Here is a 17907-nt window from a genome sequence, read left to right on the forward strand (position 1 = left end):
CCGGATCACGGGACGTACCCGCTCACGAGAGCCGCCGATCAGGAGGATGCGGCCGCGACCAGCTGCGCAGCGCGATCCCGGGCCCACCGATCGGCGGCGAAGACCTCTTCCACAGTACCTGGCGTCCGGCGCCACTGATCCGCCTCGCCGAGCACCTCCTCGATGACCCCGACGATGCGGGGGAACCGGATCGCACCTGCGAAGAACCCGGCCGCGGCGGCTTCGTTCGCCGCGTTGTAGACGGCGGTCAGGCTGCCACCCGCGCTCCCGGCACGCCGGGCCAGGTCGATCGCCGGGAACACCGTGTCGTCGACGGGTTCGAACGTCCACGACGACGCGGTCGAGAAGTCGCACGCCGAGGACGAGCCGGGCACCCGATCCGGCCAGCCGAGCGCGAGAGCGATGGGCAGTTTCATCGACGGCGGTGAAGCCTTCGCCACCGTGGCGCCGTCGACGAAGGTCACCATCGAGTGGACGATCGACTGCGGGTGGACGGTGACGTCGATGTGGTCGTAGTCGACGTCGAAGAGCAGGTGCGCCTCGATGACCTCAAGCGCCTTGTTGACCAGGGTCGCCGAGTTGAGGGTGATCATCGGACCCATCGACCACGTGGGATGGCGGCCGGCCTGCTCGGGGGTGACGTCCTCGAGCTGCGCGCGGGTCCACCCACGGAACGGGCCACCCGATGCGGTGAGAACCAACCGGTCGACTTCGGCGGCCGTCCCCGCGCGCAGGCACTGCGCGATCGCGGAGTGCTCGGAGTCGACCGGCACGATCTGACCGGGCGCTGCGGCATCGAGGACGAGTGCGCCGCCGGCGACGAGCGACTCCTTGTTGGCCAGTGCGAGCCGGGCACCCGATCGGAGCGCGGCGAGGCTGGGTGCGAGTCCGATCGATCCGACGACCGCGTTGAGGATCACATCCACGCCGGTGTCCGCGATGACCGCGTCGATCAGGTCACACATGGCATCGGGCCCGCCGAGGATCGGGCCGCCGAGACGTTCGGTGAGTTCCGTCGCCCGTGCGGGGTCGGCGACGGCCACCCGCGCGGCCGGCACTCCGAACGCGGCGGCCTGCTCGGCGAGCAGGTCGGGGTTCGACCCGCCGGCGCCGAGTCCGGCGACCTCGAAACGGTCGGGATGATCGGCGATCACCTCGAGCGCCTGGACGCCGATGGAACCGGTGGAACCGAGGATCAGCACGCGTGTGGGCACCCGTTCATTCTGGACCATGTCGGAACCGGGACCGTTCGGCCGGTGGCACCGGACCGTTCGGCGCGTCGGGTATGCCGCTATGCTGATCGAGACCTACTACCGATCGTCAGAGATCTGACGTCCGCGCTGTGAGGAGTGCCTGTGGCAAGCACCGATGTGGAGCACACTGGTGGACACGCCGAAGTCGTCGACACCGGCTGGCGCCGTGAACCCGCCGAGGCCCCGTCGGCCCGGTTCGGCTGGCACGGAATGGCGACCAAGACCTTCTCCGGCGCAGCGATCTTCTTCGCTCTGTTCCTGCTCGCGATGATCATCGGCAACCACACCGGCCACATCGAGGATCTGTACCTCATCGCCTTCGCCGTCGGAACGCTCTTCTTCGCGGTCCGCGGATGGTGGATGGGCCGCGGGAAGTGGTCCTGACCGGCCACGACGACAGACTCACCAGAAACGCCGAGCGGTGATCCGCTCGGCGTTTCTGGTGTCAGGTCTCGTCTGACCTCAGCGTTCCTCGGCCGCCAGCTGCCCACACGCCGCGGCGATCTCCTGTCCCCGCGTGTCGCGGACGGTGCACGACACGCCCTGTTCGCGGACCCGCCGGACGAACTCGCGTTCGACCGGTTTGGGACTGGCGTCCCATTCCGAGCCCGGCGTCGGGTTCAGCGGGATGAGGTTCACGTGTACCAGCGACCCGAGGGCGCGGCGCAGCTTCTCCCCCAGCAGGTCGGCCCGCCAGGGCTGGTCGTTGACATCACGGATGAGGGCGTACTCGATCGAGACGCGCCGACCGGTGGTGTCGGCGTAGTAGCGCGCCGCCTCGAGCACCTCGGCGACCGACCATCGGTTGTTCACCGGGACGAGGGTGTCGCGCAGTTCGTCGTCGGGTGTGTGGAGGGAGACGGCGAGCGTGACCGCGAGCCCCTCGTCGGCGAGGCGACGGATCGACGGCGCGAGACCGACGGTCGACACGGTCACCGAACGTGCCGAGATCCCGAGGCCCTCCGGCGCGGGCGAGGTGATCTGCCGGACTGCGCTCACCACACGCTTGTAATTGGCCAGCGGCTCACCCATGCCCATGAACACGACGTTCGACAGACGCCCGGGTTCGCCGAGTTCCCCGTCGCGCAGCGCTCGAGCCGCGGCGCGGACCTGGTCGACGATCTCGCCGGTCGACAGGTTCCGATCGAGCCCGCCCTGCCCGGTGGCGCAGAACGGGCAGGCCATGCCGCAACCGGCCTGACTCGAGATGCACAGCGTGTTGCGCTCGGAGTAGCGCATGAGGACGCTCTCGAGGAGAGTGCCGTCGTGCAGGCGCCACAGCGTCTTGCGGGTGGCGTCGTCGTCGCAGGAGATGTGCCGGACCGGGGTGAGTAGTTGCGGAAAGAGCTTGTCCCGCACCAACTCACGGGAGGCAGCCGGCAGATCGGTCATCTCGTCGACGTTCCCGTTGAGACGCGCGTAGTACTGACGGGCCAGCTGATCGGCCCGGAACTTCGGCAGCCCCAGCTCGGCCAGTGCCGCGACGCGACCGGCGGCGTCGAGGTCGGCGAAGTGTGTCGGCGGACGCCCGCGTCTGGGCGCGTCGAACACAAGTGGCAATGAGGTCATTTCGCCATTGTCGCATGTCATGATGAACCAATGACGACACCCGAGGACCGACGGCACACAGGCTCGGTACCTGCATGGGGCGAACAGCCCGCCGGGTCACCGGTACCCGCGGCCGGCCACCCGCAGACTCCTGATCAGCACTCCCCCGACCCCGGCCCCGACCACCGGGCTCGGCGCCAACGCACGGTCGCCGACGTGGAACACACGCGGACGCGCGCCACCTGGTTCGGAGTGGTGATCGGCGCGATCATCCTCGTCCTGCTGCTGGTCTTCATCGTGCAGAACCTCGATTCGCAGACGATCGAGCTCCTGTTCTGGGAGGTGAACCTGCCGCTCGGTGTGAGTCTGCTCATCGCGGCCATCGCCGGCGCCCTGATCGTCGCGCTCGTCGGAGGTCTGCGGATGTTGCAGCTGCGGCGTGCGCTGAAGAAGACGGCCACCTAGCCCGAGCGGTCGACGTCCGGTCAGAGCAGCGCGGTCAGCACGACCCACACGACGAACGCCGACGGAAGCAGACTGTCGAGCCGGTCCATGATGCCGCCGTGCCCGGGCAGGAGCGTGCCCATGTCCTTGATGCCGAGGTCGCGCTTCACCTGCGATTCGACGAGGTCACCGAGCGTCGCGCAGACCACCAGGACCGGTCCGAGGATGATGCCGATCCACCAGTGGCTCCCGATCAGGTACACCACGCACCCGACGGCACCCACGGTGCCGACGAGGAGAGAGCCGACCATGCCCTCCCAGGACTTCTTCGGACTGATCGCCGGCGCCATCGGGTGCTTGCCGAACATCACACCCGCGGCATAGCCGCCGACGTCGGAGCACACCACGACGACCATCAGGGTGGCCACCCGCGCCGCACCGTCGTCCTGGACCACCAGGTGCGCACCGAACGAGGCGAGCAACGGCAGCCACGCGAGCACGAACACCGTGACGGCGAGGTCTCGCAGATAGTTGACCGGCGCGTGGTTGATTCCCTGACCCAGCAGCTTCCACACCATGGACACCAGGACCGTCGCCACGAACGCGACGAGCGCGCCGGTCGGCCCCCACGGCCAACTCGCCCAGATGATCGCCTGCCCGCCGATGAGCAGCGGCCACAGCGCGACCTCATAACCCCCGGTCCGGAGGCGTTTGACGACCTCCCAGGTGGCGATCGCGAAGGCGACGGCGACGAGGCCGTACCAGACCTTCGGCACGAAGATCAGGATCGCGATGATGCTGATGCCGAGTGTGCCGCCGACCGCGATCGCGGCCGGCAGGTCGCGACCCGCGCGCGACTTCTTCTCACCGCCTCGTTGCGGAACCTCGTTCACACCTCGAGCAATTCGTCTTCTTTGTGCTTGACCAGGTCGTCGATCTGATGCACATAGATCGCCGTGGTCTTGTCCAGTTCCTTCTCGGCGCGGGTGACCTCGTCCTCGCCCGCCTCGCCGTCCTTCTGGATGCGCTTGAGTTCATCGGCGGCCTTGCGACGCACGTTGCGGATGGAGACCTTCGCGTCCTCACCCTTGCCCCTGGCCTGCTTGGCCAGTTCGCGGCGTCGTTCCTCGGTGAGCTGCGGGATCGCGATCCGGATGATCGTGCCGTCGTTGGTGGGGTTGACCCCGAGGTCCGAGTTGCGGATGGCGGTCTCGATGTCGCGCAGTGTCGACGCCTCGTACGGCTTGATCACGACGAGTCGCGGTTCGGGCGTGTTGATGCTCGCGACCTGGGTCACCGGTGTCATCGAGCCGTAGTACTCGATGTTGACCTTGTTGAACATGGCCGGATTCGCGCGCCCGGTACGGATCGAACCCATGTCCTCCTTGGCGACGTTGACCGCCTTCTCCATCTTCTCCTCGGCGTCGAGCAACGCGTCGTCGATCATGTTCGTCCTTGTTCCGTTCGGTCGGGGTTCTCGTCGATCTCGGGGTGAGGCGTCGGGTTCAGGTGCTGACCAGGGTGCCGATGCGGTCGCCTGCGACCGCACGGGCGATGTTGCCCTGCTGGAGCAAATTGAACACCAAGATCGGCATCTTGTTGTCCATACACAGGCTGAAGGCCGTCGCGTCGGCGACCTTGAGTTCCTTGTCGAGCACCTCGCGGTGGGTGATCTCGGTGAAGAGCGTGGCGTCGGGGTTGGTGCGCGGGTCGGCGTCGTACACGCCGTCGACGGCCTTGGCCATCAGGACCACCTCGGCCTTGATCTCCAGCGCACGCTGGGCAGCGGTGGTGTCGGTGGAGAAGTAGGGCATGCCCATGCCGGCGCCGAAGATGACGACGCGACCCTTCTCCAGGTGCCGCTGGGCGCGCAACGGCAGATACGGTTCGGCGACCTGCCCCATCGTGATCGCGGTCTGCACTCGGGTCGAGATGCCGCGCTTCTCCAGGAAATCCTGCAGCGCAAGGCAATTCATCACGGTGCCGAGCATGCCCATGTAGTCCGATCGGCTCCGGTCGAGGCCTCGCTGCTGCAGTTCGGCACCGCGGAAGAAGTTTCCGCCGCCGATCACGACAGCGACCTGGACACCGGAATTGACGACGTCTGCGATCTGGTCTGCCACGGTACCCACGACGTCGGGATCGAGCCCGACTTCGCCGCCACCGAACATCTCGCCACCCAACTTCAGCAAGACCCTACGGAATCCATCCCGCCGGATGGGGTCGGACGCTTCACTCATCGGCTTCCTCACTCGTCGGTTCGGTGAACTATCGTACGTCGTCACCGGAACCGACCCGCGACACGCGTCGCGCGCGCCGCCGCGAGGTCACCCGCGCAGGGCCACCTCGAACTGCGGCCAGGCACGATGCAGTTCGTCCTGCCAGTACGGCCACGCGTGGGTGCCGCCCTCGTAGAGGTGGAAGGTCGCCGGGACCCCGAGAGCCTGCATCCGGCGCTGGAGGTTGCGCGTGCACTGGGCCGTGGCGGTCTCGATCACCGCACCGACCGCGATCTGATCGAACAGCTTGGAGCCGTTGCCGTCGATGCCGGGACCGTCGAGCGTGTCATATCGGCCCGGCATCCCGGACCCGTTCGACACGTAGATCGAGGTGCCCCGGAACGCTTCGGCGTGCAGGTACGGGTCGTTGGCGCGCCAGGCAGGATCGTCGGGCGGGCCCCACATGTTCATCACGTTGCCGCGGCCGCGGCCTTCGACGACCATCCGGACGACGGCCTGGCCCAGCGGATCGCTGGTCTGGGCGCACCCACTGAACGACCCCACCGCCTCGTACACCGACGGCGCACGCAGGGCCAGCTGGAACACCGACGTGCCCGCCATCGAGATCCCGGCGACCGCGTTGCGGCCGGTGCCGTCGAACCGCTCGTCGATCGTTCTCGGCAGTTCCTCGGTGAGGAAGGTCGCCCATTTCTGAGTCCCCAGCACGGGGTCGGGTCGGCGCCAGTCGGTGAAGTAACTCGCCGCACCACCCATCGGCACGACGACGGTCACGTTCTTGTCGGCGAAGAACGTCCGGATGTCGGTCCGGTCGAACCAGCTGCTCCCGCCTTCGCCGCCGGCGGCCCCGTTGAGCAGATAGAGCGTCGGCGCACGTCCGCCTCCGCGGGCCGGCCACACCTTGACCGGAACCACCCGTCGCATCGCCGCGGACCGGACGCCGATCTCGATCTCGCCACCTCGCTGTACCGCTTCGGAGACGATGCGCGCGGGCGCCGGCGATGCGGCGGCGGGCACCACCATCCCGAGAGTCGCGGCGACCAGCGACATCACGAGCACGGCGGTCCGCACCGTGGTGCGCCGGAGCCGTGGTCGATCCCCGTTGGCAGACCCCTCGTCCATACCCCTCACCTTCATTCGGGTGCGACCGGCGTCACACGCGCAACCACGGCAGTCTGCCCGACGCATCGCTCGATGTCCACATGGGTCAATCGTCCAGCAACGCAACAGTATTCGAGTCATCAAAGAGACGATGTGGCGCAGTGCGTCCCATCTCGACGATGTTGACCCGTTTCCCCGACCGTCGAGGTTACCGTGCGGTAGGGTGCGTCCCGGTCGGCCGCTCCACCGTCCGGGGGCTTCGGACATCTGTCCGTGTGGCGGACGCCAGACCCACTTTCCCGCAGGCGAATCGAGGTACACACATGATGAAGTTCGGCCTCATCGAGGAATGGGACCCCCGTCCCGGTCACCTGACCAGCTGGGTGGCCTCCCTCGCTTCGGTGACGGGTGCCGACCGAGCTCCTGTGCACCCCTCTCCGCCGTCCCACCAGCAGGAGGAGTACCTGCGGGTGGCGTGGCGCAATGAGTCCGCGGGGTTCCGGTTCGCCCGACTCTGCCTGATGGCCTTCGACGTCTCGGCCCCCCTCGACGTTTCGGCCATGACGACGGCGGTCAACGAGTTCGTGCGGCGCCATGACAGCTTCCGGTCGTGGTTCTCGATGGAGGACGATGGTTCGGTCCAGCGCCACCTCGTGCCCCCGGAGGTCGTCGAACTGGTTGCGGTCGCGCACGGCGACCGCGACGCATCGCAACTACGGACGCACGTTCAGGACGAGACCTCGGGACCGTTCAACTGGGACTGTTTCACCTTCGGCGCGATCGAGTGGGACGGCGGGTTCACGCTCTACGCCGCAGCCGACCATCTCAACACCGACGGGATCTCGCAGGCCATCACGTGCGTGGACCTGCTGACGCTCTACATGAACGCGGCCTTCGGAGGCGACGCCGAGCTACCACCGGTCGGCAGCTACCTCGATTACTGTGTGCGCGAACGCACCGTGTCGCGACAGCTGACGCGTCGGTCCCCACACGTGCAGCGCTGGATCGATCTGGTCCAGGCCAACGGCGGTCGCCTGCCGAGCTTCCCGCTGCCGCTCGGCACCGGCGCACAGACCTACACGCGCAGCGCGATCGTGAACTCGACCCTGTTCGACGAGTCCGCGGCCGCACGTTTCGAGCAGATCTGCCGCGACCTGGGAGCGAACATGATCGCCGGGATCATGACCGCCGCCGCCCTCGTGTATGCCGAGTTCACCGGTCAGAGTGAGTATTTCGGGATGACACCGAAGAGCACCCGATCAGGCGCCGGGGAGCTGAAATCGGTGGGCTGGTTCACCAGTCTGATCCCTGTCCCGCTCACCGTCGACGACGACACCACCTTCTGCTCCCTCGCACCCCAGGCCGCCCACAGTTACGAGTCCGGAAAAGAGTTGACCGACATATCTTTCCACCGGGTCCTCGAACTCGTGGAGCCCGACGACGACATCTCGGTCTCCTCCGGCTGGGCGGTACCGATGGTGTCCTACATCGACGTCCGCAAACTGCCGGGCGTGGAGATCTTCGAAGCCGGGAACGGCTGCCTCTTCGGCAATCGCGGGAGCAGCGAGGAGGTGTACATGTGGGTCAACCGGTTCTCCGGCGAGACCTCGATCACGTTGCTGTATCCCAACACCGAGATCGCGCATGAGTCGGTGACGCGGTACGTGGAGCGATTCGTCGCGGTGATGTCGGCGGTCGCCGACCAGGGCGACTATCGACCATCGCTGCCGGCTCTCGCACCGTGACCGCGGGCCCGGCCGCCGGCCGGGAGACGACCGGCGCCCTCGGCGAGCGCCCGGGCGCGTGGGCCGCCCTCGCGGGATGTCTGCTCGGGGTGTTCATGCAGATGCTGGACACCACCATCGTCAACATCGCACTGCCCGATCTCGCCCGGGATCTCGGCGCCTCGACGTCGCAGCAACTCCTGGTCCTGACCGTCTACACGCTGGCCTTCGCCTGTACCCTGCTGACGGCGGCGACCCTCGGGGCCCGACTCGGACGTCGTCGGATGTTCGTGACCGGAATGGTCGCCTTCACGGTCACGTCGGTGCTGTGCGGAGTGGCGGCCGGGCCGGGCGAGCTCATCGCGTTTCGCGGCCTGCAGGGCGTGAGTGCCGCCCTCATGTCCGCACAGACGCTGGCGCTCATCGCGGCCCTGTTCGACAAGCGACGCCACGGGCTCGTCTTCGGCGTGTACGGGGCCGTCGCCGGCCTCGCCGCCATCCTGGGCCCGGTTGTCGGCGGACTCCTGGTCGACGCCGATGTGTTCGGATGGGGATGGCGTGCAATCTTTTTCGTGAATGTCCCACTCGGCATCCTGTCCTGCCTGCTCGCCTACCGACGCCTACCCGAGGCTCGCGAACCGACACCGGGACGCTTGGACGTCCCAGGCGTGGTCATGTCGGCGACGGCATTGTTCCTGCTGCTCTATCCGCTGGCCCTCGGACGCGAGATGGGATGGCCACCGATCCTCTGGGTGATGATCGGGGCGGCCGGAATCCTGTTGCTGCTGTTCGCTGTTCACGAGGTGCGCGTCGACGCCCGCGGCGGCACTCCCCTGTTGAGACCACAGCTGTTCGCCTCCCGCCGGTTCTCGGTCGGACTGCTCCTGTCACTGTTGTTCTTCAGCGTGTTCGCGGGCTTCTTCTTCACCGTGTCGATCTCGGCCCAGTTCGGGCTCGACTACTCGGCGTTTCGGACCGGGATGCTGGCGCTGCCCTTCGCGATCGGCGCCGCCGTCGGCTCCCTGTTCTCACCAGGCGCGGTCGCCCGGTTCACCGCACCACACACTCTGATGGCCGGGTCGCTCGCCGTCGGTGCAGGATTCGTCTGGTTCGCCATGATCATCGAGCCGACGGCGGAAACCCTGCCGCTCCCCGGCCTCCTCGGTCCGCTGGTGCTCGGGGGCGTCGGTACCGGCCTGTTCATCGCCCCGCTCCAGGCCGTGATCCTCTCCGACACCACCGAGTCCACGGTGGGAACGGCCACCGGGACGATTCCCACGGTTCAGCAGATCGGCGCCTCGATCGGCCTGGCGATCGTCACCATCTTCTTCTTCGGTCAGGTCGCCGGCCAGACAGCCGAGACCGTTCCGGCGGTGCGATCCGAACTCGTTGCCGCCCTGCCGGAGTCACCGATCCGACCGCTGCTGCACAGCGCCGTGGCCGATCGTTTCGCATCTTGCGCGAGCGAGCAGCTGCGTTCCTCCCATCCCGAGCGGCCGGCTCCCGCCTGCGCCGGTGGGACGGCGTCGCCTGCGGTGGCGGCGATTTCCGCGCAAGCCCGGCCGTGGACACAGGATGCAGCGCGGTCGGTGACGGCTCGGACGTTCCTGGGCGCCCTGCGGACGACACTCGTGGCGCTGGGTCTCGTCGCCGTGGCGATCGCGGTATTGACTCTGGCGCTGAGGGCCGGACAGACCCGATGAACGCGAATCGCCCCGTCTCCTTGCGGAGACGGGGCGATGTGGAGCGACGTCGATCAGGTCAGGCCTGACCGACCTCGAACCGGGTGAATCCCTTGACGGTCACACCTGCGTCGTCGAGCAGGGCCTTGACGGACTTCTTCGAGTCCTGGACCGATGCCTGGTCGAGCAGCACGACATCCTTGTAGAAGCCGTTGACGCGACCTTCGACGATCTTGGGGAGAGCCTGTTCGGGCTTGCCCTCCTCCTTGGCGGTCTGCTCGGCGATGCGACGCTCGTTCTCGACGACGTCCGCGGGGACCTCGTCACGAGTGGCGTAGCGCGCCTTGAGAGCAGCGACCTGCATCGCAGCGCCGCGAGCGGCCTCTTCGGCGCCCTCGCCCTCACCGGTGTAGGACACCAGCACGCCGACGCCCGGAGGAAGATCCGAGGCACGCTTGTGCAGGTACACGGCCACCGGACCGTCGTAGTAGGCCACGCGACGCAGCTCGAGCTTCTCGCCGATCTTGGCCGAGAGTGCCGCCACGGCCTCGTCGACGGTGCCGTCGCCGAGCGGCGCCTTCTTCAGCTCGTCGAGGTCGTTCGTCTTGGCCGCGGCCGCCGCGTTCACGATGTCGTCGGCGAGCTGCTGGAACTCACCGTTCTTCGCGACGAAGTCGGTCTCGGAGTTGATCTCGATGAGCGCGCCGCCCTTGGCCGCGACCAGGCCCTCGGCGGTGGAGCGCTCAGCACGCTTGCCCACATCCTTGGCACCCTTGATGCGCAGCTCCTCGACGGCCTTGTCGAAATCACCGTCGTTGTTGGCCAGCGCGTTCTTGCAGTCGAGCATTCCAGAGCCGGTGAGCTCACGGAGACGCTTCACATCAGCTGCGGTGTAGTTCGCCATCGTCGGCGAGCCTCCTTCGGGAAGTGTGTTGGGACCGGACTGCAGAGCAGTCGGAACTACTGGGCAGCCGGGGTCTCGGTCGCGGTGTCGCCACCGGCCGGTGCCGCAGCCTGGGTCAGGAGTTCCTGCTCCCACTCTGCCAGCGGCTCACCGCTGCCGGCCTCGGGCTTGGCGTCGCCGCTGGCGGCACCGGCACGGGCCTGGACACCCTCGGCCACGGCCGAGGCCACGACGCGGGTGAGCAGAGCTGCGCTGCGGATGGCGTCGTCGTTGCCCGGGATCGGGTAGTCGACGAGATCGGGATCGCAGTTGGTGTCCAGGATCGCGATGACCGGGATGTTCAGCTTGCGTGCCTCACCGACGGCGATGTGCTCTTTGTTGGTGTCGACGATCCACACGGCCGAGGGAACCTTGGCCATGTCGCGGATACCGCCGAGCGTGCGCTCGAGCTTGTTCTTCTCGCGGGTGAGCATCAAGATCTCTTTCTTGGTGCGACCCTCGAAGCCACCCGTCTGCTCCATGGTCTCGAGCTCCTTCAGGCGCTGCAGGCGCTTGTGGACGGTCGAGAAGTTGGTGAGCATGCCACCGAGCCAACGCTGGTTGACGTACGGCATGCCGACACGGGTCGCCTCTGCGGCGATCGATTCCTGTGCCTGCTTCTTGGTGCCGACGAAGAGGATGGTGCCGCCGTGGGCGACGGTCTCCTTGACGAACTCGTACGCCTTGTCGATGTAGGTCAGCGTCTGCTGCAAATCGATGATGTAGATGCCGTTGCGGTCGGTGAAGATGAATCGCTTCATCTTCGGGTTCCAACGGCGGGTCTGGTGCCCGAAGTGTGCGCCGCTGTCAAGCAGCTGCTTCATGGTCACGACAGCCATGATCGTCCTTTTCTCGCAGTTGTCGTCGGCACCGTCGGTACCGACCCTGGCGCCCGCAACCGAGTGAACCCGGGACGGCATGGGCCGCTCCGGGACTGCTCACTTGGCGTGTGTTCGTCGACTGTGCTGGTCAGGGCGTTGAACCCCGGAGCGACAGCGAACTGAATGCAGGCGCGCGAAGTCACCTCACCAACGAGCGATGAGGTGCGTTCAGGAGTTTACGCCGCGGCGGAGGGAACACCAAAACGCCTTCGCCCACGTCGGAGGACGAATCCGAGGACGTGGCGCACCCAGCGGATCCCACTCGGCCTACGCTGCGTCCTAACAGAGTGCCAACCCCATCACCGCGTCCCCTCGCCGCGCTCCTCCTGGCTACCCTCTGGTCCGCCGGACCTGCACCCGCGGCCGCCGCCGACGGCATGTACTCGGCACCACTGTCGCCCCGACCGACGGTGGTGACCGCTTACGACGAGCCCGAGAAGCGCTGGCAGCCGGGCCATCGCGGCGTCGACCTCGCCGCCTCGCCCGGCCAGGCCGTCCGTACAGCGGGTGCGGGACGGGTGCGCTTCGCGGGAACGGTCGCCGGGCGACCTCTGGTCTCGGTGTCGCACCCTGACGGCGTGATCACGACCTACGAGCCGGTCGAGGCGATCGTCGCGGCGGGTGACCATGTCTCCCGCGGCGAGATCATCGGGACGGTGATCAGCGGACATCCGGGATGTCCGGTGATCGTGTGCCTGCACTGGGGTGCCCGGCGTGGCAGTGGTCGCGGGGCCGATTACCTCGACCCCCTGGGTCTGCTCGGCGCGGTGCGCGTCCGACTCAAACCGGTCGGCTGACCACTGAGGTCATCCGAACGGAGGCGGTCATGCCCGCGGGTGCGCCTGACGATGGACCGCGCGCAGGCGTTCGACGCTCACGTGCGTGTAGATCTGCGTTGTGGCCAGCGACGAGTGTCCGAGCAGTTCCTGGACGACGCGCAGGTCGGCGCCGCCCTCGAGCAGGTGCGTGGCGGCGCTGTGCCGGAGTCCGTGCGGTCCGGTCGCCGGCCCGCCGCTCGCGTCGACCGCGCGTGCCACGACGGAGCGTGCCATCCGCTGGTCGAGCCGACCACCGCGTGCGCCGAGAAGCAGCGCCGCGCCCGAGGATCCGACCGCCAGGGCCGGGCGTCCCCGGCGGAGCCAGACGTCGATCGCGCGCGCGGCCGGCTCCCCGTACGGCACCGACCGTTCCTTGTCCCCCTTGCCGATCACCCGGACCACCCGCCGATCGGCGTCGACGTCGCCGACATCCAGCCCGCACAGCTCCCCCACGCGAACCCCGCTCGCGTACAACAACTCCAGGATGACCCGGTCGCGGAGCGCGATGGGGTCATCGGGCGATCGATCCGCGCCGGTCGCCGCGATCGCGGCCTCGGCCTGGACCGGCGCCAGGACCGCGGGCAGCGTCCGGTGCGCCTTGGGCGCCTTCAGCCGCTGAGAGGGGTCGGCCGCCAGGTAGCCCTCACGGACCGCCCACGCACAGAAGGTCTTCGCCGCCGAGACCTGTCGGGCAACGGTCGTGCGCGCAGCCCCGCGCCGGGTCAGTTCCGCGAGCCACGCCCGCAGCAGCGCGAGGTCGATGTCGCCGACCGCGATGCCGCGGGCACCGGCGAACGAGACCAGAGCGCGAGCGCCACCGACGTACGCACGGATGGTGTGCTCACTACGCCCTTTCTCCAGGCGCAGGTGGTCGGCGAAGTCGTCGAGCATGGTCACGACCTCACCGTGTCGGACATCCGAGGGCAACCGCACACGCGGCGTCGTGACCTAATCGGTGCCCCGACGGCGGCGCTGAACGTGGTCAGCCCGGGGCGCGGACCCCTTCTTCCTCGGCCCGGAGATCGGCCTTCCACTGCCGGAAGCCCTCCTCGGTGCGTCCACGCCGCCAGTACCCGGAGATCGAGGCGTTCGCCGCGCTCACGCCGCGCTCCTTGCGGATGTAGGCCCGCAGGTTGTGCATCACCGCCTGCGCCTCGCCGTGGATGAAGACATGTGGTTCGCCGTCGAGCCACTCCGTCGCGCGGACGGCCTCGATCAGCGGGGCGTTGTCGCCGGCCATCGAGTCGTCCACATCGCCCGCAGGCCCGCCACGATGAACCCAAGAGATCTCTGCTCCGGCGGGTCCCCCGAGTTCCAGCTCGTCCTCGGGACCCGCGACCTCGATGACGACCTTCGCGACGGCGTCGGCGGGAAGCGCCTCGAGTGCGGCGGCCACCGCGGGGAGACCCGCTTCGTCGCAGGCCAGCAGATGCCACGGGGCGTCGGTGCGGGGGCGGTAGCCGCTGCCCGGCCCGATGAAGCGGATCGTCTCGCCCGGCTCGACCGCCGCTGCCCAGGGACCGGCGATGCCCTCGGTGCCGTGGACGACGAAGTCGACGACGAGTTCGCGAGCCTCTGCATCGATACGACGCACGGTGTAGGTCCGCAGCACCGGCTGGCGATCCGGCGGCTCGTTCGAGCGGATCTCCTGCAGATCGAAAGGCTCCGGGTAGGTGACCCCGGGCGGGGCGAAGATGAACTTCACATACATGTCGGTGTCCGGTTTCCCCGACTTGCCCAGCGCGGGCTGGAAGTCGTCGAACCCCTTCCCGCCCAGGTACAAGCGCACGAAGTGCGGACTGATCCGCTCACTCCGCAGGACCGTCATCGTGTTCACGCGTTTCGCCATCGAACCTCCCTTTCGGGTCAACCCTACGCCTACCAGATTAGGGGACCCTTAGCTTTAGCCGAGCGAACCACCTATCCGCGGTTGTAAGGTTTTTATCCGATCAAGCGATGTGAATCTGAGACTTTGCCATTACTAAAATCAGACGTCGTGAGACCCGACCAGAGGTGACTCCATGCCGGATCAGCCCGTGGATCAATCCACCCCGCGCCGTGGTTCGCGGCTGAGCGTGGACGACTGGCTGGAAGCCGCGACACAGATCCTGGTCGACGACGGCATCGACTCCCTCAAGATCTCGCGCCTGAGCGCGCGTCTCGGGGTCACCAAGGGCAGCTTCTACTGGCACTTCACCGACATCGGGGCGCTGAAGTCCGCTCTCGCCGAACACTGTCGGAATGCCCAATCCGCGGCGGCCGCGCGGATCGAGGCACTCGAAGCGCTGCCCCCGATCGAGAGGGTCGAGGGGATGGCGCGACTGCTGTCCGACCCTCGGCGCTGGGCGATGGAGTCGGCCCTGCGACGGTGGGCCGAGACCGACGAGTCGATCGCGGACTCCGTCGACGCGCTCGACAGCCGGATCTTCGCCATCGCCGACGCATCCATGCGCGAGCTCGGGTTCTCCGAGGCGGAGGCGCACGCTCGCGCCACGACGTTGCTGTACGCGGGCATCGGTTATGTCCACGCGCACGGCCGTCTGAACGAGGCGACCGTCGACGATCTGCACGTCATCATCGAGATCCTCACCCGCCGCTGAGGTCACGCGAGGCGCCATCGTCCATCGACATTGTGCACATGACCCTCGATGTCGAGATGTGCCAGCGCCGAGCGCACGACGCCGACCTCGAGCCCCGCGGCGAAAGCGATCTCCTCGATCCCCACGCCACCCCGGCCCGGGATGGCGTCATGGACCCGCAGTTGCTCGGCACTGAGCCCATCGGTCGATTTCGTTCGGCCGCGCCCGATGTCACCCCCTCCGTCGGGTCGTACCAGGTTGACGATCGACGAGACGTCCGACACCAGCACCGCCAGGTCGTCGGCGATCATCCGATGGCAGCCGACGGACGTTGCCGAGGTGACCGGACCGGGCACCGCCCCCAGCGGCCGGCCGAGCTTGCGCGCCCAGGCAGCGGTGTTCGCCGCACCGGACCGCCGACCTGCCTCGACCACCACGGTCGCGCCACTCATCGCGGCCACCAGCCGGTTCCGGGTGAGGAAGCGATGTTTGGCCGCTGTCGTGCCCGGTGGGTACTCGCTGATCACCGCGCCCGTGCGCGCGATCGCCGCCAGCAGGGCGGAGTGTGACGCCGGATAGTCCCGGTCGATCCCACATGCCATCACCGCCGCGGTGACCCCGCCCGCCGCGACGACCGCGCGGTGGGCGGCGCCGTCGATGCCGAAAGCTCCGCCGGAGAGCACCGCGAAACCCTGGGCCGACAGTCCCGATGCGAGTGTCTGCGTGACGTGTTCGCCATACGACGACGCGGCGCGGGACCCGATCAGTGCGACCGACGCGGCGGCCAGATCGTCGAGCCGGGCCGGGCCGCGCACCCACAGCGCGAGCGGTTCACCCCCGCGCGCCGCGGTGTCGGCCTGCCCCAGGGCCAGCAGCGACCACGCCGGCCATTCCGGGTCGCCGCGGGTCACCAGTCGCGCGCCGACCCGTTCGGCGGTGTCGAGATCCTCGATGGCGCAGTCGGAGCCGCACCGGGCCGCCGTCGCGTCGAGCACCGCCTCGTGACCCGCGGGCACCGTGCGCCGACGGATCGCTGACGCGGCCTCGACCGCACCGACGTCGTCGACGAGCGCGATGACCGCGGCACACGGCGGCTCGGTGACCCGCGCCAGGTAGGCCCAGGCGATCGATTCGGGTGAACGGGATTCCGGCGGATGGGTGGTGGTCACCAGGTCGCTCCTCGGTCTCGGTACAGAAGTGCCTGCGCGACATCGTCTTCGACGGGCCGGTCGGTGCCGCGCAGATCGCTGAGGGTCCATGCGAGCCGGAGTGCACGATCGGCGCCGCGGGCCGTCACGCGGCCGTCGCGGAGGAAGAGTTCGATGGGCCGGAGTACGTCGGGCGGCAATCGGAACCTCTGCCGGAGCGCGGACCCGGGAACCTCGGCGTTGGTGCGCCACCCGAACTCGGCCCACCGTTGGATCGCGGTGGCACGCGCTGCGGTGACGCGGGCCCGGACATCGGCACTGGACTCTCCGGCACCGCTCATCAGCGCTGTGTTGCCCGGCGGGTCCATGCGCACGCGGATGTCCACGCGGTCGAGCAGGGGCCCGGACAGCTTGCCCAGATAGCGCCGCCGCACGACGGCCGTGCACACACAGTCCACGTCGTGGGCGGGCGCGCACGGGCACGGGTTCGCCGCCAGGATGAGCTGAAAGCGCGCGGGATAGACCGCCATGCCGTCACGCCGCGGCACCCGGACCTCGCCGTCCTCGAGGGGCTCCCGCAGGGATTCGAGCGACTTGACACTCATCTCGGCGCACTCGTCGAGGAACAGCACTCCTCGATGCGCCTTGGACGCCGCGCCCGGACGGGCGAAACCGGTACCGCCACCGAGCAGAGCCGTCGTCGACGAACTGTGGTGCGGGGCCACGAACGGCGGCTCGGTGATCAGCGGACGCCCGGGCGACAACTCCCCCACCAGGGAATGGATCGCCGTCACCTCCAGCGAGTCCTCGAGACCCAGCGGCGGCAAGATACCCGGCAACCGACGCGCGAGCATCGTCTTGCCGATCCCCGGCGACCCCGTCATCAACACGTGATGCGCTCCGGCCGCGGCGATCTCGAGCGCGTGCCGGGCCTCCTGCTGACCCACGACGTCGGCCATGTCCGGGATCGGCGGCGGTGGTGTCGTCATCGCCGCGTGCACGGTGTCGAGCACATGGTCACCGGCCAGCCACTGCGCAACCTCCTTGAGACTTGTCGCCCCACCGACGTCCATCCCCTCGACGAGCGCCGCCTCGGCGACCGTCTCGATCGGCACGACGGCCCGGCAATAGCCCTCCTGCCGCGCCGCGATCACCGCCGGCAGGACCCCGCGGATCGGCCGCACGCTACCGTCCAGCCCCAGTTCGCCCAGGAAGATCGTCGACTTGAGCTTCTCCGCCGACACCTGTTGAGTGGCAGCCAGAATCGAGACCGCCATCGACAGGTCGAACCCCGAGCCGATCTTCGGCATGTCGGCCGGCGACAACGCCACCGTCACCTTCAGCTCGGGAAAACTGAACCCGGAATTCTTGATCGCAGCCCGTACCCGATCCCGCGCCTCCCGAACCGACGGATCCGGGTTGCCCGTCACCGCGAATCCCGGCAAGCCCGAACTGACGCTCGCCTGGACGTCGACCACGCGCGCGGCAAAGGCATTGAGCCCCACCGACTGTGTTTGCCCCAACATGGGCACAGTGTCGCCGGTGACAC

General features: G+C 68.2%; 18 protein-coding genes. 6 read left to right on the forward strand and 12 right to left on the reverse strand.

Features of this window, described 5'->3' with window-relative positions; translation table 11 throughout:
• Positions 1–38: 38 nt before the first annotated feature.
• On the reverse strand, positions 39–1214 hold the full coding sequence (gene dxr / locus ACFW3F_RS01070) for a 1-deoxy-D-xylulose-5-phosphate reductoisomerase (protein ID WP_388053430.1): 1176 nt from the start codon (positions 1212–1214) through the stop codon (positions 39–41).
• A 141-nt stretch (positions 1215–1355) separates the two neighbouring features.
• Here dxr and ACFW3F_RS01075 point away from each other — a divergent pair, with 141 nt between their 5' ends.
• Positions 1356–1637 (forward strand): DUF2631 domain-containing protein, encoded by a 282-nt coding sequence (locus ACFW3F_RS01075; protein WP_388053431.1) that lies wholly within the window; start codon positions 1356–1358, stop codon positions 1635–1637.
• 78 nt (positions 1638–1715) lie between these two features.
• On the opposite strand, the gene rlmN is transcribed toward ACFW3F_RS01075, so the two are convergent.
• On the reverse strand, positions 1716–2822 hold the full coding sequence (rlmN, locus tag ACFW3F_RS01080; protein ID WP_388053433.1) for a 23S rRNA (adenine(2503)-C(2))-methyltransferase RlmN: 1107 nt from the start codon (positions 2820–2822) through the stop codon (positions 1716–1718).
• 30 nt (positions 2823–2852) lie between these two features.
• On the opposite strand from rlmN, the gene ACFW3F_RS01085 reads away from it, so the two are divergent.
• Positions 2853–3266 carry a lipopolysaccharide assembly LapA domain-containing protein gene (locus ACFW3F_RS01085; RefSeq protein WP_388053435.1) on the forward strand — a complete coding sequence of 138 codons (414 nt, stop codon included), beginning with the start codon at positions 2853–2855 and terminating at the stop codon, positions 3264–3266.
• A gap of 20 nt (positions 3267–3286) precedes the next feature.
• On the opposite strand, the gene ACFW3F_RS01090 is transcribed toward ACFW3F_RS01085, so the two are convergent.
• From ACFW3F_RS01090 to ACFW3F_RS01105, 4 genes are all read right to left on the reverse strand, one after another.
• Positions 3287–4138 carry a phosphatidate cytidylyltransferase gene (locus ACFW3F_RS01090; protein WP_388053437.1) on the reverse strand — a complete coding sequence of 284 codons (852 nt, stop codon included), beginning with the start codon at positions 4136–4138 and terminating at the stop codon, positions 3287–3289.
• The gene (gene frr / locus ACFW3F_RS01095; RefSeq protein WP_388053439.1) at positions 4135–4692 is read right to left on the reverse strand and encodes a ribosome recycling factor; all 558 of its coding nucleotides are present in this window, start codon (positions 4690–4692) and stop codon (positions 4135–4137) included. Before frr ends, ACFW3F_RS01090 begins: the two co-directional genes overlap by 4 nt.
• Before the next feature lie 58 nt (positions 4693–4750).
• Entirely contained in the window at positions 4751–5485 is a 735-nt protein-coding gene (gene pyrH / locus ACFW3F_RS01100; protein ID WP_058250098.1) for a UMP kinase, read from the reverse strand.
• A gap of 87 nt (positions 5486–5572) precedes the next feature.
• Positions 5573–6604 (reverse strand): alpha/beta hydrolase, encoded by a 1032-nt coding sequence (locus ACFW3F_RS01105; RefSeq protein WP_388053441.1) that lies wholly within the window; start codon positions 6602–6604, stop codon positions 5573–5575.
• 302 nt (positions 6605–6906) lie between these two features.
• Between ACFW3F_RS01105 and ACFW3F_RS01110 the strand changes: the two genes are divergently transcribed.
• Both ACFW3F_RS01110 and ACFW3F_RS01115 read left to right on the forward strand, forming a co-directional pair.
• The gene (locus ACFW3F_RS01110; RefSeq protein WP_388053443.1) at positions 6907–8328 is read left to right on the forward strand and encodes a condensation domain-containing protein; all 1422 of its coding nucleotides are present in this window, start codon (positions 6907–6909) and stop codon (positions 8326–8328) included.
• The gene (locus tag ACFW3F_RS01115; protein WP_388053445.1) at positions 8325–10010 is read left to right on the forward strand and encodes an MFS transporter; all 1686 of its coding nucleotides are present in this window, start codon (positions 8325–8327) and stop codon (positions 10008–10010) included. Before ACFW3F_RS01110 ends, ACFW3F_RS01115 begins: the two co-directional genes overlap by 4 nt.
• 58 nt (positions 10011–10068) lie before the next feature.
• Here the strand turns inward: ACFW3F_RS01115 and tsf are convergent, their stop codons facing one another.
• Entirely contained in the window at positions 10069–10893 is an 825-nt protein-coding gene (tsf, locus tag ACFW3F_RS01120) for a translation elongation factor Ts (RefSeq protein ID WP_388053447.1), read from the reverse strand.
• Between the two features lie 56 nt (positions 10894–10949).
• Positions 10950–11771, reverse strand: a complete 822-nt coding sequence (gene rpsB / locus ACFW3F_RS01125) for a 30S ribosomal protein S2 (RefSeq protein WP_388053449.1) — start codon at positions 11769–11771, stop codon at positions 10950–10952.
• A 419-nt stretch (positions 11772–12190) separates the two neighbouring features.
• Between rpsB and ACFW3F_RS01130 the strand changes: the two genes are divergently transcribed.
• Positions 12191–12610, forward strand: a complete 420-nt coding sequence (locus ACFW3F_RS01130) for a M23 family metallopeptidase (protein WP_388053688.1) — start codon at positions 12191–12193, stop codon at positions 12608–12610.
• A gap of 27 nt (positions 12611–12637) precedes the next feature.
• Here the strand turns inward: ACFW3F_RS01130 and ACFW3F_RS01135 are convergent, their stop codons facing one another.
• Positions 12638–13522: a tyrosine recombinase XerC gene (locus ACFW3F_RS01135; protein ID WP_388053690.1), complete on the reverse strand. Its 885-nt coding sequence runs from the start codon at positions 13520–13522 to the stop codon at positions 12638–12640.
• A 91-nt stretch (positions 13523–13613) separates the two neighbouring features.
• A complete protein-coding gene (locus tag ACFW3F_RS01140; protein WP_388053451.1) occupies positions 13614–14480 on the reverse strand; it encodes a siderophore-interacting protein in 867 nt (288 codons plus the stop codon).
• Between the two features lie 172 nt (positions 14481–14652).
• Between ACFW3F_RS01140 and ACFW3F_RS01145 the strand changes: the two genes are divergently transcribed.
• Positions 14653–15231: a TetR/AcrR family transcriptional regulator gene (locus tag ACFW3F_RS01145; RefSeq protein WP_388053453.1), complete on the forward strand. Its 579-nt coding sequence runs from the start codon at positions 14653–14655 to the stop codon at positions 15229–15231.
• A gap of 2 nt (positions 15232–15233) precedes the next feature.
• Here ACFW3F_RS01145 and dprA read toward each other — a convergent pair whose 3' ends face one another.
• A complete protein-coding gene (dprA, locus tag ACFW3F_RS01150) occupies positions 15234–16379 on the reverse strand; it encodes a DNA-processing protein DprA (RefSeq protein WP_388053455.1) in 1146 nt (381 codons plus the stop codon).
• Positions 16376–17884, reverse strand: coding sequence for a YifB family Mg chelatase-like AAA ATPase (locus ACFW3F_RS01155; RefSeq protein WP_388053457.1), 1509 nt, complete (start codon positions 17882–17884; stop codon positions 16376–16378). Before ACFW3F_RS01155 ends, dprA begins: the two co-directional genes overlap by 4 nt.
• Positions 17885–17907: the final 23 nt, after the last annotated feature.

The organism is Gordonia sp. NPDC058843 (assembly GCF_042743165.1).
Lineage (GTDB): Bacteria > Actinomycetota > Actinomycetes > Mycobacteriales > Mycobacteriaceae > Gordonia.

What these genes read in the sequence shown, in the direction of transcription:
- rlmN (WP_388053433.1), bottom strand. Translation starts at nt 2,822, where the DNA reads ATGACCTCATTGCCACTTGTGTTCGACGCGCCCAGACGCGGGCGTCCG.
- ACFW3F_RS01140 (WP_388053451.1), bottom strand. Translation starts at nt 14,480, where the DNA reads ATGGCGAAACGCGTGAACACGATGACGGTCCTGCGGAGTGAGCGGATC.
- ACFW3F_RS01085 (WP_388053435.1), top strand. Translation starts at nt 2,853, where the DNA reads ATGACGACACCCGAGGACCGACGGCACACAGGCTCGGTACCTGCATGG.
- ACFW3F_RS01135 (WP_388053690.1), bottom strand. Translation starts at nt 13,522, where the DNA reads ATGCTCGACGACTTCGCCGACCACCTGCGCCTGGAGAAAGGGCGTAGT.
- tsf (WP_388053447.1), bottom strand. Translation starts at nt 10,893, where the DNA reads ATGGCGAACTACACCGCAGCTGATGTGAAGCGTCTCCGTGAGCTCACC.
- rpsB (WP_388053449.1), bottom strand. Translation starts at nt 11,771, where the DNA reads ATGGCTGTCGTGACCATGAAGCAGCTGCTTGACAGCGGCGCACACTTC.
- frr (WP_388053439.1), bottom strand. Translation starts at nt 4,692, where the DNA reads ATGATCGACGACGCGTTGCTCGACGCCGAGGAGAAGATGGAGAAGGCG.
- ACFW3F_RS01130 (WP_388053688.1), top strand. Translation starts at nt 12,191, where the DNA reads ATGTACTCGGCACCACTGTCGCCCCGACCGACGGTGGTGACCGCTTAC.
- ACFW3F_RS01145 (WP_388053453.1), top strand. Translation starts at nt 14,653, where the DNA reads ATGCCGGATCAGCCCGTGGATCAATCCACCCCGCGCCGTGGTTCGCGG.
- ACFW3F_RS01105 (WP_388053441.1), bottom strand. Translation starts at nt 6,604, where the DNA reads ATGGACGAGGGGTCTGCCAACGGGGATCGACCACGGCTCCGGCGCACC.
- ACFW3F_RS01110 (WP_388053443.1), top strand. Translation starts at nt 6,907, where the DNA reads ATGATGAAGTTCGGCCTCATCGAGGAATGGGACCCCCGTCCCGGTCAC.
- pyrH (WP_058250098.1), bottom strand. Translation starts at nt 5,485, where the DNA reads ATGAGTGAAGCGTCCGACCCCATCCGGCGGGATGGATTCCGTAGGGTC.
- ACFW3F_RS01155 (WP_388053457.1), bottom strand. Translation starts at nt 17,884, where the DNA reads ATGTTGGGGCAAACACAGTCGGTGGGGCTCAATGCCTTTGCCGCGCGC.